Genomic DNA, 15,712 nt, shown 5'->3' with positions numbered 1-15,712 from the left:
GCTAGACCAATGGTTGCATCATGATTTCACTTGCTTTATATATCCCTATCGAAAGCCCACCAAGATAGTTTTTAAAATCGACATATTCTCCTCTACAAAAGCTCGGTGTTTTTCAAAGCTTCTCTTTTTGCCCCATCCAATGGAATTAAAAGCATCGTAAAAACGGTAAAAAGGTAAAATGGTTTGCAAATCAAGGAGAGGACGAATAGACTGATAGCCTTGTTGATAGGCTTCGATTGTTCCTGGGTATTTCATAAAAATATCTCGGTTTAGTTTTGTAAAATCCATTTCAGTAGCTCCAATACGAACACTTTCAAAATCGATAATGCCAGCTACTTGATTTTCATGGACGATTATATTGCCTGGTCGGAAGTCAAGGTGGATAAAGCAAGGACCGTCTGGTGACGAGAGTGATTTCATATGATGATTAAAATAATGTAAGGATTGTTCATATAAACGTGGGTGAATCATTTCCTTTACTTCATTCGCAAAGAAATAAAATTTGCTTTCAACAAACGAAGACCAATCATCATACACATTTTCTACTGGGCTTGTTGCATCCAGTTCATTTGGAACAACTTCATGGAGCCTAGCATGGTACACACCTATATCATAGGCTAACTTTGTATCTACCTTACCCGTTAACGGCACACCTTGAATGGTGGATAATAATAGTGCACCGGTGAAATCGTCATTCCCCTCCCAATAATCTAACACTTGTGGAACAGGAAACTCATGATATAAACGGGTAAGCGCTGCATACTCCCTTTGAAGCTTTTCTCGTGAATAAGGAATTTTCAGATAAACTGTACGACCATCAAGTAAGGTAAGTTTATAAACGGTTGAACTGAATGATTGAGGTACATCGTCTACAGATAATACATTTAACTTAAATTGATTAAGTACTTGCTGCAGCTTTTTCATCCGTATTTATTTAACACTCCTTCCCTTCGATATGCACGTTGAGACAATGTCAACACTAAAGAAATGTATTCCATCCACTTACATTAAACCTTTGATAGCATTAGGTAGACTCTATTAAACTTACTACTTTTTAATCTATGTATGATCCAATAATCGGCATGATTGAATATCCAACGACCATAGCCCGGAATTCAACACGACCGTTGATTGTGTAATTGCAATTTTCTTCTGAAAAATCGGACCATCTAACACAAATGTATGGTATTCTCCAGCTTCCCCCATAACACAACTCTCTGTCTGATGAATTTCATTGTAGAAATCCCAATCTAGTAATCTGCCTGGCCAGGTTGAATCAAAAACCTTAGTAGAAGCTCTACAAACGATAGATTGGAAACCTAGGGATATAAACTCATGAAGCAGATTAGAAGAATGATTTTGAGAAATCCATACTGGAAATAAAGGTTGAAGGCCAGATTGATAGGATACTTTCTCATTCCATTCTCTATCTTCCTTTGAGTATAAGCTTCCAAAAACGATTGACTCTACTCCATATTCCTCTTTTATTAGATAGAGTGCCCTTTTTAAAGACAATTCATATTCTCCTGCTGAATCCACTAAAATTAAAGGCAGTCCTAATGCGGCAGCTTGCAACCTTAAAATATCTAGCCGTACACCGTGTGCATGATTTCGATCATCTTTTTCTGACACCATTGAGACTAAACAAACGACATTATCATTCTGTTGAAGCACACGATACAAAGCAAGACAACTATCTTTCCCACCACTCCAGCTTACGGCAACATTTTTCCCTTTTTTCCTCTCCATTTTCTCACAACCTCTACTAAACTTATCTGTCAATACCATACCATAAATCTTGCTGCAAAAGGACTTTTGTTGCGGATCCAGTCACGAGCAAGCTTCACTAAAAGGGAAGAAAAAAGAGAGTTTTGAACCTCATCCAGTTTATTGCTAGTAAGAAGGTTCCTCTTCTATTTGGCCCAAACTTCATCTAGTGAATTTCTAAAAAATTTATTGAGCTCCTTCGTGGGGTCTGGAATGAATTTGGTTACCCCTTTCGTAAATTCCTCGATATGCTCGATTTCTTTAAGAATATATTCGTTAATAACCTCTACTTTTAAATCAAACTTTCCTTTTTCACCAGATATTTTCCTGTTTATTAGAGCTATAATTGATTCCTTTACCTCTCCAGGTAATATAATATCTTCTACTAATGCTTGAATTTCAACGGGAGGAATAGCGCTATATTTTTCAATCCACTTAGCCGCTAGAATAGGGCGAAGCACATAGAAATATTTTTTTAGTTGCACTTCATTACCTTGCAAATAGGTGTGAAAATTCTTTTTGGCCATATTTAAATAATGATACAAACAGGATGCTGGGGAAAAGATTTTCTGATCGAGAGCGTTCATTTTTTCCATTATAGAATGCGACTCGTAATATACAATGCTTGAACGCAACCACTCAAATAGTGCAGGATTTGATTTTCGATAAAGTCTCAATGCTTTCGTTAGCTCCCAGCCACTAATATCCAATAACGGGTGAACGGGAATGGAGATTGAATCCTTACCAGGTAGTTCTATAACATCTCTTTTTGGGTCTATAGATAAATACCAGGTTGGCTTGTGGATATATATAAATCGCACATCATAATCACTGTCTTTGGAAGGGAATCCCCAAGCTCTACTGCCCGATTCGCATGCGAATAGAATCTTGACCTCATAGTCATTCTCTATTGCTCTAATGACTTCAACGATATGATCTCTCACCTAATCTCCTCCTCATTCTATTCAACTCGTTTATACGTCCCATCCCCATTTACTCAATGTCAAAATCACTTCCCTACTTTTCCATCATTTATACCTATCTATTCTCTCTAAATTTGAAGTAATATCTACTTTAAAATGATGTTTTATTGATAAATACATGACCTCATTATTGTCATCGTTCAATTCGAGGCATTGATATACTAAAATAGGTGCCCCCAAAAACCGGTAATTTCGATGGTTATAGTGATACGAATAAAACGCCTAGAAATATTCTAAGCGCTTTGTAGAAAACCACTATTGAAAAGATGTCTTAACTATTCCTCTACTTGTTCGTATATAACTTCATAAATCTCATACTTATCGCTCTCGATCCCTGTAACAACACAATCTCCTGCATTTGCATGCATGACGCCTTTAAGCGTTTTAATATATTCCACTTCTTTTGTTTTTTCGCGCTTCGACGACAACTTTTTTTTCGATACTTTGCCACTCTGTTTCTCTCCAAAAAATATTTTGAAAAGAAAAAACGGTAATGAATTTCCAGTTTTTAACAATTGATATGTAATTAGTATACTTACAGCTTTTGATACTTCTATTATATAATTTCGCCCCACCCCTGTATGGCATAAATGTGGCATCTATAGCTTACTGTTATTCGTCTTATGTGAACGATATGTATCCTTCCGTCATTTTCATGCTCTTCTTTTCCACAAATCGAAGATAAGAAACCCTATATTCGCTTTTTAACGACACAAAGATTTTGTTCTACGATATTGTTGAGAAAAATTATAAAAAAAGAGCTACTTATTTTGACTAGCTCTTGATATTTCCTCTCCATCAATATGTCCTGACCCAGTAAGAGTATCTATTTTGTAGCTGCAATTTCTATGTTCTTAATTTTTTCTAGGGTTTCTCTCAATTGAGTAGATGATGTGCCTTTTGTATATGGAAAATAAATAATATCGACACCAATAGAAGCAAACTGTTTCTCATACTCATTCCACTTCTCGGTCCCTTTCCAATCACTTCCGACAAACATGACGTCAAAATTATATTTTTTCCAAGCCTCCATCTTATTCATATTGACTTGAGGTACGACTTGATCAACATATTTAATATTTTCAACAATTTCCATTCTTTCTTTATGCGGTATTATTGCTTTTTTATTTTTATACGAAACCAATTCATCTGTTGTTACCCCAACAATTAAATAATCGCATTGCTCTTTTGCTCTTTTTATAAGGTTTAAATGACCAACATGAAACATATCAAAAACACCTGTTGTATACCCAATTTTTTTGATATCCAAAGAAATCCTCCTCTATTATAGACGTAGATTATTATATTATTAACTTATTATTTGATTCTTAATTAACATAGAAATCGACGTAAGTTTACTAGCTTCAAGCTTAACGCCAGCTAAATTAGGGAGTCCAGGCCAAGCACTGTCATGCCATATTTCATTAAACGCCTCAACAGGATGTTCGTATCTAGGAATAACATGGTAATGAACCTGTTTATCTACCATCATTAACATTAAATAATTCATAATGTCGTATTCAAATACATTTTTCAGTGTTTTTTCTATTACCTTAATTATAGTATTTAAATCACAATGTTCTTCTGGATTTAAATCACTGAAGCTTGCACACTCTCTTTTTAAAGAAAGAATTCCAGCCCCAATAGTTGCTTGGTGCGGCCTTAAAGACCAAATCCAGTATTCGGTTTCGAACATTGTTAATTCTGGTATGTTAAACTTCTCTCTGAAATCAACCATCACTTTACTCAACTTACCCCACCATCCTTTTAAGCTAATTTTAAATTCTGAAACATCTACAAAAACTAAAACTTAAACAACAATAATGTTCTATGTTGCTTCCATATTCCCTAATAGTATTGGAATCGATATATAAAACACCGTCAGTAAGGTTCCAACATACCCTAATGTGAAAAAACTTAAGCTTTCAAAAAAGCCTAGTATTAAAATCCCTAAGAAAGAAGCTATATAAATTTTTTTATACCCTCGATCATAGCATTGTTTTAAACAACGCCTAACTATATAAATCATCAACGATAGGAGGAAAATAAGTTCAATGATGCCTCCACTTACTAACGTATCTATATATAAACTATGAAATTCATCAAACTGAAACCCTTGTGCCTTGGCTAGATCAATACCAGTAAAGTATCCTACACCATTAATGATATTGTTCTCCCTAAGGATTGTTAGCCCCATCTCCCAAATTTCCGAACGTCCTGCTACACCAGAGTCTAGCCTTAGTATATTGTTCGTTAAGAATGCGACGAGTTCCTCACTTGAAAGGAAGAAAACGAGCACAGCCATTACTATAGCAATCATTACTGTTATTACCTTAATATTCTTTACGTGCTGTACATATAGTATGGCAAAAAAGACAGCACTAGCTAGTATAGCCCCACGTGACATGGTTAATAGAAGGTTTGATAATTGAATGAAGAATATAATAATCGTATAAAGTTGAATTTTCTTGCCTGAAACTAGATAATAATGAGCGACAATAGAAATAAATAAAAAAGCACCAAATTGATTTCTATTAACAAAAAAGCTCTTTAGATCTAACTCATATCCAGAAGTAATATATCGTAAATTAATAATTTCTGAAAAATGGATAATAAAATTATACATACAAGCCAAAAGAGCAAACCATACAATATATTTCATAAATTTTGATAGTTGCTGTTTTTTTACTCCAACAGAAAATAGTAAACAAAAAAATAAAAAGAAATTGAGTGTCTTGGCAACCGTTCCGATATAATCCTGGATATTGATTTCTATTCCTTTCATTGAATTAACATAAAGAGGGAGAAGTTGAATAACGATAAATCCAATTGTAATAAGATGATAGTTCTTTATGCCATTATAGAAAGTAAAAAATAACATCAAGACTAATCCAACATATGAACCTGTTAATAAAGGCAATAGTAGACTACTGTTTTCTAATACATGATAACTTATAATGAAAGGAATTTGCATGAATAATATGGCTAGGAATAATACTCTCGGAATTCTCTTTTCTCTATTAGTCAATTGTTCAGACACTTGCAACTTCAACCTCCTCCCTACTTTTTCCTGCAAATACCATAAAGAAATATAATCCTAATTGTGTTAAACGTGCCAAGACGTTTGCCCAAGCAAATCCTATAATTCCCCACCAAGCACTAAAGAAGTACATTGAGAAACAAAAAACAATGGCATATAGAACATGAATCATCAATATTCCCTTTGTCTGATAGTAGGTAACTAAAAATGGCTTAAGAAGAAATGACACTAATGATAGTGCGGTAGCGAACCCTATTGGTATTATTAAAACGATCGCATCACTAAAATAGTTACTATAGAAAATTTTAACTCCAAAGTAGGATACGGTTATGCTTCCTATCGAAAATAGAAGGAGAGAAGGAAACAAATACTTTACTAGACCAGACAATATTTCCTCACCTTTATCTTTCCCAACCCGTGTTAGCCTAGCTAAAATCACTCCTGAAATTGGGTTGATGACCAACGAAATCATTTTTGACATAGCCGATGCACTAAAGTAAACAACCATTGCAGTTGCACCTAACATTGGATAAATGATTATTCTATCCAAGTATGCAATGGCATTAATAATGATTGAAACTCCTCCTAGTTGTGCATAAGTAGTCATAGTATGCTGAAATTCAGTTGTAACCGCTAATGTCAGTTGCTGCACTTTATTATTCAAGACGGTATACAGGACATAAATTCCCGACACTATTTCACCGAATAGAAAGGGCGCTAAATAAAAATCGTAAATGGTAACAAAGTACAAGCCAATGATAGCTCCTACACCATAACTAAGGTTCATAAACAAAATATGATGGAACCGTTGATTTAATTTGAAATACGCCATCGAAAAGTATCGTACAATGCCAAATGCAATAATTGTCACGTAGAGAATAATATCTAACCACATAACTCCAATATAATAATTTCCAATGAGGCTTATGGAAGAAATAAATACAATGACGGTCAGTAGTATAACGTGGTAATCACCATTTAGGTTATTTCTCTTATAAACATTTGAACGTACAATCCTTGTGTTACCAAGTTCCTCTCCAAAAACAATACACATAATATTAAAAATTGAGATAAAGAATACAATTTCCGAAAAATCTGAATCATTACTTACCTTTGACAGTAATGGCAAAATGACTAATTGTTGCATAACAATATAAAGCCCAAAAGCTGAAATATTTAGTCCATAGTCTTTTATATTTTGCAGCCATAATCTTAATCTCATTATCTATTCTCATTTCTACTTTTTATATAACTCATCACTTTTAATTGTTTATATAGTGTTCAAAGCCAATCCTTGTATCGTAGATCTCCGCATGGATTGACAATTCCTGTTGTTCTATTGAAGGTAACTTCATGTAATCGCCGTACCTATGTTTTAAATATTTTTTTATTTCAGTTGGACCCTTTAGTTTTATTGATTCAAATGGAATGTCTACTGGTTCTTCGAATATCTCTCTTTCAAATATTCCTTCGGTAAAGTTAGCCTTCGTAATAAAATAATTATACACATAATCCGATTTACGATTTTGATATTTATATATCAATTTATAACATTGTTTTGAGAAAAATTTATTCGGTAATATCTTTAGTGCCTGCAATGCTACTGATTGAAACAATGATTTTGGTTTCCAGTTCCTTTGAGAAAGCGCATGTAAAGTGACAAACTTAGAAGCATAATAAATAGCTCTCTGGATAAAAGGGTTAGTAGGGCATTTATGCAGGATCATAATATCGACATAGATACCATGGTGCATTTCCTTACGATCTTTAAAATGTTCCTCAATAAATGTCGTACCATTCATTCTAATTTTTGCATACTCCAAATACTCGTCCACTATTCTCCATTCTTGTAACGCGTATTTTTCACTATGTAATTGATTAAATATCCTTTTAAATTTCTCATAATTTTTAGGAGTCATAAATATATCAAGATCGTCATCCCATGGAATGAACCCTTCATGTCTGACTGCACCAAGAGCAGTTCCTCCCATAATATAGTAATCAATATCATTTTCACGACAAACTTTATCAATAAACTTCATGATTTCTAGTATTTTTTTTTGAACGTCTTGTATTGTATCTTGCTTCATTTTCTCATTCCTTTTCCATTCTTCCTCTATACGTAAGTAGCAATAATTTAGATCTTTTTGGCTAAGAAATAAAATTTCCCCATTATTTTTTTCATAAATGGAACCTTTAACATGAGCTTTGCAGTATTTTTTACGAGAATAAATTTAATATTTGTTGCCTTTGCTTGAATTGCACTACTATGCCACCTATGTGGATGTGTGCTGACAATAACTGATTTCTGCGTTTGAATAACCTTCAATACGTTATCTAAATGACCTAGTGCTATATCCTTTTCAGAACTGTTGATAATATCATTATTCTCCGGATCATATATGATCTTCCACCCATAACCTGCATCTGAAATATATTTATAATTCCGCTTAATCCTACCTCTAAAATTCACCATTATTTCAGAGATTTGATTAAATGTTTCTGCGATGCTAGCATTTCGGAAAAAATCCCTGTTTGATGTGTAACCATCCCTCTCCATAACAGGATTTCCATGCTGACATACAGTCTCTAGTGTAAAACCATTGTTTTCAAATAATGCTTTATTTGCTTGAAATTCCTTTTTTGCCTTTGCTACATTACCTTGATTACTATCCATTACATCGTGATGATACGAAACCTCATGTCCTAGTTCTTGAATTTTCTTTAGAATGCTAATGTTTTTTTCATTTTCTAATAGATACGCCTGAACATAATAGGATCCCTTATGTGAATATTTATTTTCAATCTCTGCTAGTTTTAATGCTTTCAAAGGATTTGTTTCCACATCATGTTTTAATATTATAAAAGTGTCGTCAGATTGATTTTTCAATACTGACGACGCTGTAACACTAGCAACCCCTTCATTCTTTAACTTTTTACAGAATTCATCCCATTGTTGGTATATAAACATCTCAATCTTTCCCTTTTTTCTCAATTTTTTTTCTTGCAAACTGTTTAAATATAAAACCTCTCATCTTGTTAGGCAATAATACTTGAAGGACCAAACGAAGGACGATATTTTTTACGTACGTACCTGAATGAATAATGTTATGATTAAGCATGTACTTCTGTAATTTGGCTTCGCTTCTGAAGTAGTTTATCCCACCTCTTCGCTTATACATTTCTTCTCCTACTCTTACGTAAACCAATGACTCCTCTAAATTTTTAAATTTTGACCCACTTTGATACATCCTAATCCATAAATAATAATCCTCATTATGATACCAATCTTTATATCCTCCAGCCTTTATTACATGAGACAATTTAAACATAACAGTCATTTGATTAAAGGGGCATCTTCTTTTCAAATAGTCTTTAATTTCATCATCATTTTGTGGAACCTCTCTTATCCCTACAACATTATCTACAGAATCGATAAATTCTGTGATATTTCCTCCCACAATACTTATCTCGTCATTTTCTTCAAAGGATTTAATCTGTTTCTCGAACCGATCTTCAACACTAATATCATCCGCATCCATTAAAGCTACTAGTTCATTAGAGCAATGGTCTAAACCAATCCTACGCGCATTACCATGGCCTTCATTTTTGGCAAGACGGATTACTTTAAACAATGGGACTCCTTCATAATTGCTTATTACATTCTCTATCGAACTAGGGATAGGTCCATCGACGACCAATACGATTTCAGTCGGCAATAAAGTTTGGTTCACTATACTGCCCAACGCTTCTTTGAAATGATCCGGATTGTCTTTCTTGTAAACACACATTGATACAGAAAACTCTACATGTTGCTCGTTATCAACTTTACGACTCATCTTATTTTATGCCCCTTACATTTTCTATAGGCTAAAAGACTACTATAATAACATTCTATTACTCTCATCTAATCCAGCGTAATACTTCTCCTCAGAAATTCTCTTTTTTCTTAATAAATAATCTCCCAAATCTTCGGCTGTACTCATCCCCACAGCATTTATACCATCTTTTCTCATTACTTTAGCCACTGTCATTAATATAATTCTCACATCACCATTAAAAGTAATTTTATGAATGTATTCTAAATCACACGATAATTTTTTTTCCCATGATACACTATTTCTCCCATTAACCTGAGCCCACCCCGTAAGTCCAGGTAAAACACTGTGCCTCATTCTTTGCTCTTCAGTCATAAACACCATATCTCGAACAAGCTGTGGCCTTGGACCTACAAACGACATATCCCCATTTAAAATATTAAATAATTCCGGAAGTTCATCTAATGACGTTGACCTTAAAAGCTGACCAAATTTAGTTAATCGTACATCATCTGGTAATAATTGTCCCTCATCATCTCGCTTATCCGTCATGGTTCTAAATTTATACATTGTAAAAATCTTTTCGTCTAGTCCTGGTCTTTTTTGCTTAAATAGAATTGGGCTACCTAACTTAACTTTCACAAGGAGAGCCACGATGATGAATACAGGACTTAGTATAATGATTGAAATTAAAGCTAATAGTACATCAATCTTTCTTTTAACAAACGTTCTGTATATACTTCTATGTTGAATTCCCACTGTCATCACCACAATTTCTTTATTATCTTTACGATTCTACTCAGATCCTCATCTTCCATCTTTGTATCAGATGGCAAACAAATACCATTATTAAATAGAGTCTCAGAAATATCTGTCCCAATATAATCATATTTTTCAAAGAAGGGTTGCATATGCATAGGTTTCCAAATAGGTCGTGACTCAATATTCTCCTGTTCTAAAGCCTCGATTATATCAAATGGTCTTACCTTTCCTTTTAGGCTCAAACAGCTTAACCAATAATTCGGATGATCCCAAGAATTCATTGGCATCATCTCAACACCTTCCAAATTGCCTAGTTCTCGTTTATAAAATTTATAAATATACCTTTTCTTTTTTACCCTTTCTTCTAAAACCTTAAGTTGTCCTCTACCAATGCCAGCAACCACATTACTCATGCGATAATTAAAGCCTAATTCACTATGCTCGTAATGTCTTGCTGGATCCTTTGATTGAGTTGCCCAAAACCTTACCTTCTCAATTCTCTCTTCTTTATCAGAAACGAGCATACCTCCACCGGAGGTTGTAATAATTTTATTTCCATTAAAAGAAAAGATTCCGTAGTCACCAAACGTCCCCGTATGCTTTCCTTTATAAAGAGTACCTAGACTTTCAGCAGCATCTTCAATCAATGCAACATTGTAACGCTTACATAGTTCAACTATTTTATCCATATCAGCAGACAATCCATACAAATGAACAACTATTACCGCTTTAACAGATGGATATTTTCGGAAAGCTTTCTCTAAAGCCTTAGGACACATATTCCACGTTTTATCATCACTATCTATGAAAACTGGGACAGCATTTTGATAGATAATCGGGTTGGCCGTTGCTGAAAAAGTGAGGGTTGAACAAAATACAATATCTCCTTCTTCTACTCCTACAGCTCTTAATGCTAAATGAATAGCAGCAGTACCAGAGGAAAGAGCTGCACCTGCTTTCGAACGAACGAAAGTGGCCATTTCCTCTTCAAATTTATTCACATTTTCCCCCAGGGGTGCAATCCAGTTTGAATCAAAGGCATTTTTAATATATTCCATCTCGTACCCCTCATCACTCATATGAGGTGAAGAGAGATATATTCGATTGTTCATGAACTACGTCTTCCCTTCTCTTTCTACTAACGATAATTTATTTTTTATTTATGCTTTATCTTTCATTAAATTCCACTCTCCACCCAACACTAAAAACATGAATGAAAGACTCAACTATCTTAAATCACCTATGGATAGCTCTATCGCCACTGCGTCTTATTTAGCAACCGTTAATAAACCTTGATCACGGTTATTCGCTAAACTTAACACATACTCCCTTAAATAATTGTAGTCAAATTGCTCATAGCTCACTATCAAATCCTGTACTCTTTCAAAATCGACCTCAACGGACTTACCGATAAAAATCTTAGGAAAAACAGCATCGACATGAACCTCTTTTTCTCCTAGCAATTCCTCATACATCTTCTCGCCAGGTCGTATGCCTGTATATTCGATTCCAATTTCTTCTTCGGAGTAACCTGACAATTGAATTAAATTTTTGGCCAAATCGACTATCTTTACCGGTTCACCCATATCAAGCACAAAGATTTCTCCGCCACGAGCTAGCGATCCTGCTTGTAGTACTAAGCGAGACGCTTCAGGAATGGTCATAAAATAACGCGTCATTTCTGGGTGGGTAACGGTAACCGGACCACCTGCTTGAATTTGTTTTTTAAAGAGCGGTATAACACTTCCACGGCTACCCAACACATTCCCAAACCGAACAGCCACAAAACGCGTTGAACTAGTTGGATCTAAGTTTTGAATAACCATTTCAGCAATTCTTTTAGTCGCTCCCATTACATTGGTTGGGTTAACTGCCTTATCAGAGGATATTAAGACAAATGTTTCGACACCATACCTATCTGCAGATTCAGCCACATTTTTTGTACCAAGTATATTGTTCTTAACAGCTTCCTTTGGATTATACTCCATTAATGGAACATGTTTATGAGCCGCAGCATGATAAACAACTTCTGGTCTATGCTCCTTCATCACTTCCATAATCCTCTCTCTGTCTTGAATATCTGCAATAATAGGAATCAGTTCAATTCGATTTCCGTATCGTTTCTTCATTTCCATTTCTATACAGTAAATTGAATTTTCTCCGTGACCTAACAGCAATAGTTTTTTCGGGTTAAATATTGCTACCTGACGACAGATCTCAGATCCAATGGAGCCACCTGCTCCTGTCACCAAAACCGTTTTTTCTGTAACCATCTTTGAAATCGATTGAATATTTAGCTGTACCTGATCTCTTCCTAACAAATCTTCAACTTCTACTTCACGAAACTGACTAACAGAAATTTTTCCCGATAGAACATCCTCGATGCGTGGAAGAATTTTCGTACTTGCATTAGTCTTAGCACATTCAAGATAAATACGTTGAAGTTCTATTTTAGATAAAGAAGGAATAGCAATAATAATTTGATCAATTCTGTGTTTTTTAACAAGATCAGCTATATCTAAGATAGCCCCTTCTACTGTAATTCCGTACAATTGAAGTCGTTTTTTTTTCTCATCATCATCCACTAGCATGATAGGTTGTAAATCAGACTCATCACTATTTAATAATTGTCGTACAACAATGGAGCCCGCCGCCCCGGCTCCGACTATCAGCGCCCGTTTCTTCCCAAGCGTCTCTTTAATAAACAAATCCCGGTAAATGCGCCAAAAAAAACGAGATCCTCCTATTAAAATGATATGGACCATCCAAGTCAAGGCAAGTACCCTATAATAGATTTGTTGTTCTATTATAAATTGGATTATTCCAGCAGTTATAATAGATACAGTAACTGATTTTACAATTACCATTAGTTCACCTACGCTAGCATAGGACCACGCTCGATGATACAAACGATAATTCCATGCAAATACATGGTGACTAATGAGTAAAGATAGCGAACTAACGAGAAGTAATGACCAGCTATACTTTACAGTGGAAGGATATAATAGTGCGTTACTTGCGTGAATCGCAAATAACACAATTACAGAGTCAAGTAGCAGTAGTAATGTTAATCTTCTGTGGTATGTCAATAGATATCCCTGCCTTTTTTATTATTCAAAAAGAATATAAGTGTTTACTATTTATATTTTTAGTAGAATTCCGATATTAATAGTAACTGTATGTAGGTATTCTCTCTCGTATAATTTATATAGACATATTGTTCCGTATAAACCGTAACCAAGTGTAAAATTACTTAGTATAAAAAAACTCTTATTTAATGACGTACAAATACAAAAACACTAAACAATTGTTTTTGTATTTTCACTCGCTTTATATATACAAAATTGAGTACTACTCCACAAGAATCCTATTAAATTCGGTAATATATGTCATACTATTCTTTGAAGGTGGAATTTTTACAATGAGATATCGTTTGAGCTACCTTTTCGTAATTCCAACCTCTCCTACTATATCTTTCATGTACATCAACACCTCTTCTTTTATTTCTTCATGTTGTAGGGCAAAATCAATTGTTGTTTTAACAAAGCCGATTTTCTCTCCAACATCATAGCGTTCACCTGTGAATTCATATGCATAGACCGATTGTTTTTCATTTAGTTTTTGGAGAGCATCTGTTAATTGAATCTCCCCGGATACACCAGTTTGTTGCTTTTCTAATAAAGCAAAGATTTCAGGTGTAAGAAGATAACGTCCTATAATCGCTAAATTTGAAGGGGATGTACCGGGTGCTGGTTTTTCTACAAAATGATTTATTTGATATCTTTTTCCTTTCTTCTTTAAGGGATCGATGATACCATATCGATGGGTTTGGTTTTCTTCTACTGTCTGAACCCCAATAATAGGCGAACCTGTGTCGTCATACTGTTGCAGCAGTTGTTTTAAACAAGGTGTATCACTCACAACAATGTCATCTCCGAGTAACACGGCAAAAGGTTCATCACCTATAAAGTTACGAGCACACCAAACAGCATGTCCTAGCCCCATTGGTTCTTTTTGCCGTATATAGTGGATATTTGCTAGATTGCTTGAATACTGCACTTCTTCAAGTAAGTCTATTTTCCCTTTTTTCACCAAGTTCCTTTCTAAGTCTGGTGCAACATCGAAATGGTCCTCAATTGCTCGCTTCCCTTTTCCCGTTACAATAATAATATCCTCTATCCCAGAATCAATCGCTTCTTCTACTATATATTGAATAGTAGGTTTATCGACGATTGGAAGCATCTCTTTTGGCATCGCCTTCGTTGCTGGTAAAAACCTTGTACCTAACCCTGCAGCAGGAATGATTGCCTTTCTAATTTTCTTCATGAACGTTTACTCTCCTTTACTCTCAAAGCTGTAGTGAACGTAACACTCTTTCTCTATACCTAGTAGAATGATACTCTTATTTGTTTTATTAATTTTGGTGTGTTTATCATTAGAACGAGGCTTATCAATCGCTCCTTTAATACATCTATAACCTAAAGCCCGTACGACCAATGACCTAGATTAGAGCAAAAAATTCGTAAGAAAAATAACGAGATTTGGCTTTTTCATTAACTACTCAAAAAATACCCCAAAATTTCTTCTGCTGAATAGGTTGAGGCACTTCTTTGTAAATTGACTTATTTTCAGAGACTAAATACGCATTCTTATGAAAATAATTGACCCAGTCTGCCCCTACTCTCTTACCAATCTTTTCAAAAGCATTTACCATTTTAAACCCACGACTTTCAAGGTTATGAGCATCCGATGCAATAAAGTGAACTAAGTTAGCTTCTATTAATTGAAATGATAATTTTTGAATTTTTTTCCCGAATACTCCTGCCACACTGGATGCCGTAATCTGACTAAGTGATCCATTTTGAATAAAGTCAACCAATTTATTCGGATGATTCATAAATTCTTTATTTCGTTCTGGGTGAACAATGATAGGTGTCAGTCCTTCTAACTGAATATCATATAACAAACGCTTTGAATACTGAGGAATATAGTTAGAAGGAAACTCAATAAATAAATAGTTAGAATGATTTAACGTTAAGATGTCTCCATTATTGTAATCTTGTAATATCTCTCCATAAATTCTTGGCTCTTGGCCAGGAAGAATGTTAATTGGGATGTTAGCATCATTTAGCTCGACCTTTAATTGTTTTGTAGCGGCAAGTATATCTGTTTTTTTATTAGAGTATGTACTATTCAAATGTGGTGTCGCAATAATGGTTTTCACGCCTTCACTAACTGCTTGACGTGCCATCTCAATGCTATGCTGAAGCTCTGCTGCTCCATCATCCATATTCGGTAATATATGACAATGAATATCGATCATACATGTCCCCCATTTTTTT

At 34.6% G+C, this 15,712-nt stretch carries 16 protein-coding genes; all 16 read right to left on the bottom strand.

The genetic code is table 11. The features are described from left to right. Positions 1 to 45 precede the first annotated feature (45 nt). Positions 46 to 924 carry a phosphotransferase family protein gene (locus tag WAK64_RS10050; protein ID WP_336586838.1) on the bottom strand — a complete coding sequence of 293 codons (879 nt, stop codon included), beginning with the start codon at positions 922 to 924 and terminating at the stop codon, positions 46 to 48. A 135-nt stretch (positions 925 to 1,059) separates the two neighbouring features. Continuing rightward, positions 1,060 to 1,749, bottom strand: a complete 690-nt coding sequence (locus tag WAK64_RS10045) for a Dph6-related ATP pyrophosphatase (RefSeq protein WP_336586837.1) — start codon at positions 1,747 to 1,749, stop codon at positions 1,060 to 1,062. A gap of 164 nt (positions 1,750 to 1,913) precedes the next feature. Next, a complete protein-coding gene (locus WAK64_RS10040) occupies positions 1,914 to 2,711 on the bottom strand; it encodes a nucleotidyltransferase domain-containing protein (protein WP_336586836.1) in 798 nt (265 codons plus the stop codon). A 314-nt stretch (positions 2,712 to 3,025) separates the two neighbouring features. Next, the gene (locus tag WAK64_RS10035; protein ID WP_336586835.1) at positions 3,026 to 3,349 is read right to left on the bottom strand and encodes a hypothetical protein; all 324 of its coding nucleotides are present in this window, start codon (positions 3,347 to 3,349) and stop codon (positions 3,026 to 3,028) included. 227 nt (positions 3,350 to 3,576) lie between these two features. Beyond that, complete coding sequence (locus WAK64_RS10030; RefSeq protein WP_336586834.1) at positions 3,577 to 4,020, bottom strand: FAD synthase family protein; 444 nt, start codon at positions 4,018 to 4,020, stop codon at positions 3,577 to 3,579. Positions 4,021 to 4,059: 39 nt separating this feature from the next. Further along, a complete protein-coding gene (locus WAK64_RS10025; RefSeq protein WP_336586983.1) occupies positions 4,060 to 4,491 on the bottom strand; it encodes an HIT family protein in 432 nt (143 codons plus the stop codon). Between the two features lie 87 nt (positions 4,492 to 4,578). Then, positions 4,579 to 5,790: an O-antigen ligase family protein gene (locus WAK64_RS10020; protein ID WP_336586982.1), complete on the bottom strand. Its 1,212-nt coding sequence runs from the start codon at positions 5,788 to 5,790 to the stop codon at positions 4,579 to 4,581. Further along, on the bottom strand, positions 5,783 to 7,012 hold the full coding sequence (locus tag WAK64_RS10015; RefSeq protein WP_336586833.1) for a lipopolysaccharide biosynthesis protein: 1,230 nt from the start codon (positions 7,010 to 7,012) through the stop codon (positions 5,783 to 5,785). Before WAK64_RS10015 ends, WAK64_RS10020 begins: the two co-directional genes overlap by 8 nt. A 40-nt stretch (positions 7,013 to 7,052) precedes the next feature. Beyond that, entirely contained in the window at positions 7,053 to 7,880 is an 828-nt protein-coding gene (locus tag WAK64_RS10010; protein WP_336586832.1) for a LicD family protein, read from the bottom strand. Positions 7,881 to 7,927: 47 nt separating this feature from the next. Beyond that, positions 7,928 to 8,761: a polysaccharide deacetylase family protein gene (locus WAK64_RS10005; protein WP_336586831.1), complete on the bottom strand. Its 834-nt coding sequence runs from the start codon at positions 8,759 to 8,761 to the stop codon at positions 7,928 to 7,930. Position 8,762: 1 nt separating this feature from the next. Next, positions 8,763 to 9,629, bottom strand: a complete 867-nt coding sequence (locus tag WAK64_RS10000) for a glycosyltransferase (protein WP_336586830.1) — start codon at positions 9,627 to 9,629, stop codon at positions 8,763 to 8,765. 42 nt (positions 9,630 to 9,671) lie between these two features. After that, the gene (locus WAK64_RS09995) at positions 9,672 to 10,373 is read right to left on the bottom strand and encodes a sugar transferase (RefSeq protein WP_336586829.1); all 702 of its coding nucleotides are present in this window, start codon (positions 10,371 to 10,373) and stop codon (positions 9,672 to 9,674) included. Beyond that, complete coding sequence (locus WAK64_RS09990) at positions 10,373 to 11,482, bottom strand: DegT/DnrJ/EryC1/StrS family aminotransferase (RefSeq protein ID WP_336586828.1); 1,110 nt, start codon at positions 11,480 to 11,482, stop codon at positions 10,373 to 10,375. Before WAK64_RS09990 ends, WAK64_RS09995 begins: the two co-directional genes overlap by 1 nt. Before the next feature lie 156 nt (positions 11,483 to 11,638). Continuing rightward, complete coding sequence (locus WAK64_RS09985; RefSeq protein WP_336586827.1) at positions 11,639 to 13,459, bottom strand: polysaccharide biosynthesis protein; 1,821 nt, start codon at positions 13,457 to 13,459, stop codon at positions 11,639 to 11,641. Positions 13,460 to 13,808: 349 nt separating this feature from the next. Beyond that, a complete protein-coding gene (gene galU / locus WAK64_RS09980) occupies positions 13,809 to 14,696 on the bottom strand; it encodes a UTP--glucose-1-phosphate uridylyltransferase GalU (RefSeq protein ID WP_336586826.1) in 888 nt (295 codons plus the stop codon). 235 nt (positions 14,697 to 14,931) lie between these two features. Then, positions 14,932 to 15,693, bottom strand: coding sequence for a tyrosine-protein phosphatase (locus WAK64_RS09975; protein ID WP_336586825.1), 762 nt, complete (start codon positions 15,691 to 15,693; stop codon positions 14,932 to 14,934). Positions 15,694 to 15,712: the final 19 nt, after the last annotated feature.

It is taken from the genome of Bacillus spongiae (assembly GCF_037120725.1).
In the GTDB taxonomy this organism is placed as follows: Bacteria; Bacillota; Bacilli; order Bacillales; family Bacillaceae_K; genus Bacillus_CI; species Bacillus_CI spongiae.
The sequence above is the reverse complement of the archived record's forward strand: the minus strand, read 5'-3'. Positions and strand labels throughout refer to the sequence as shown.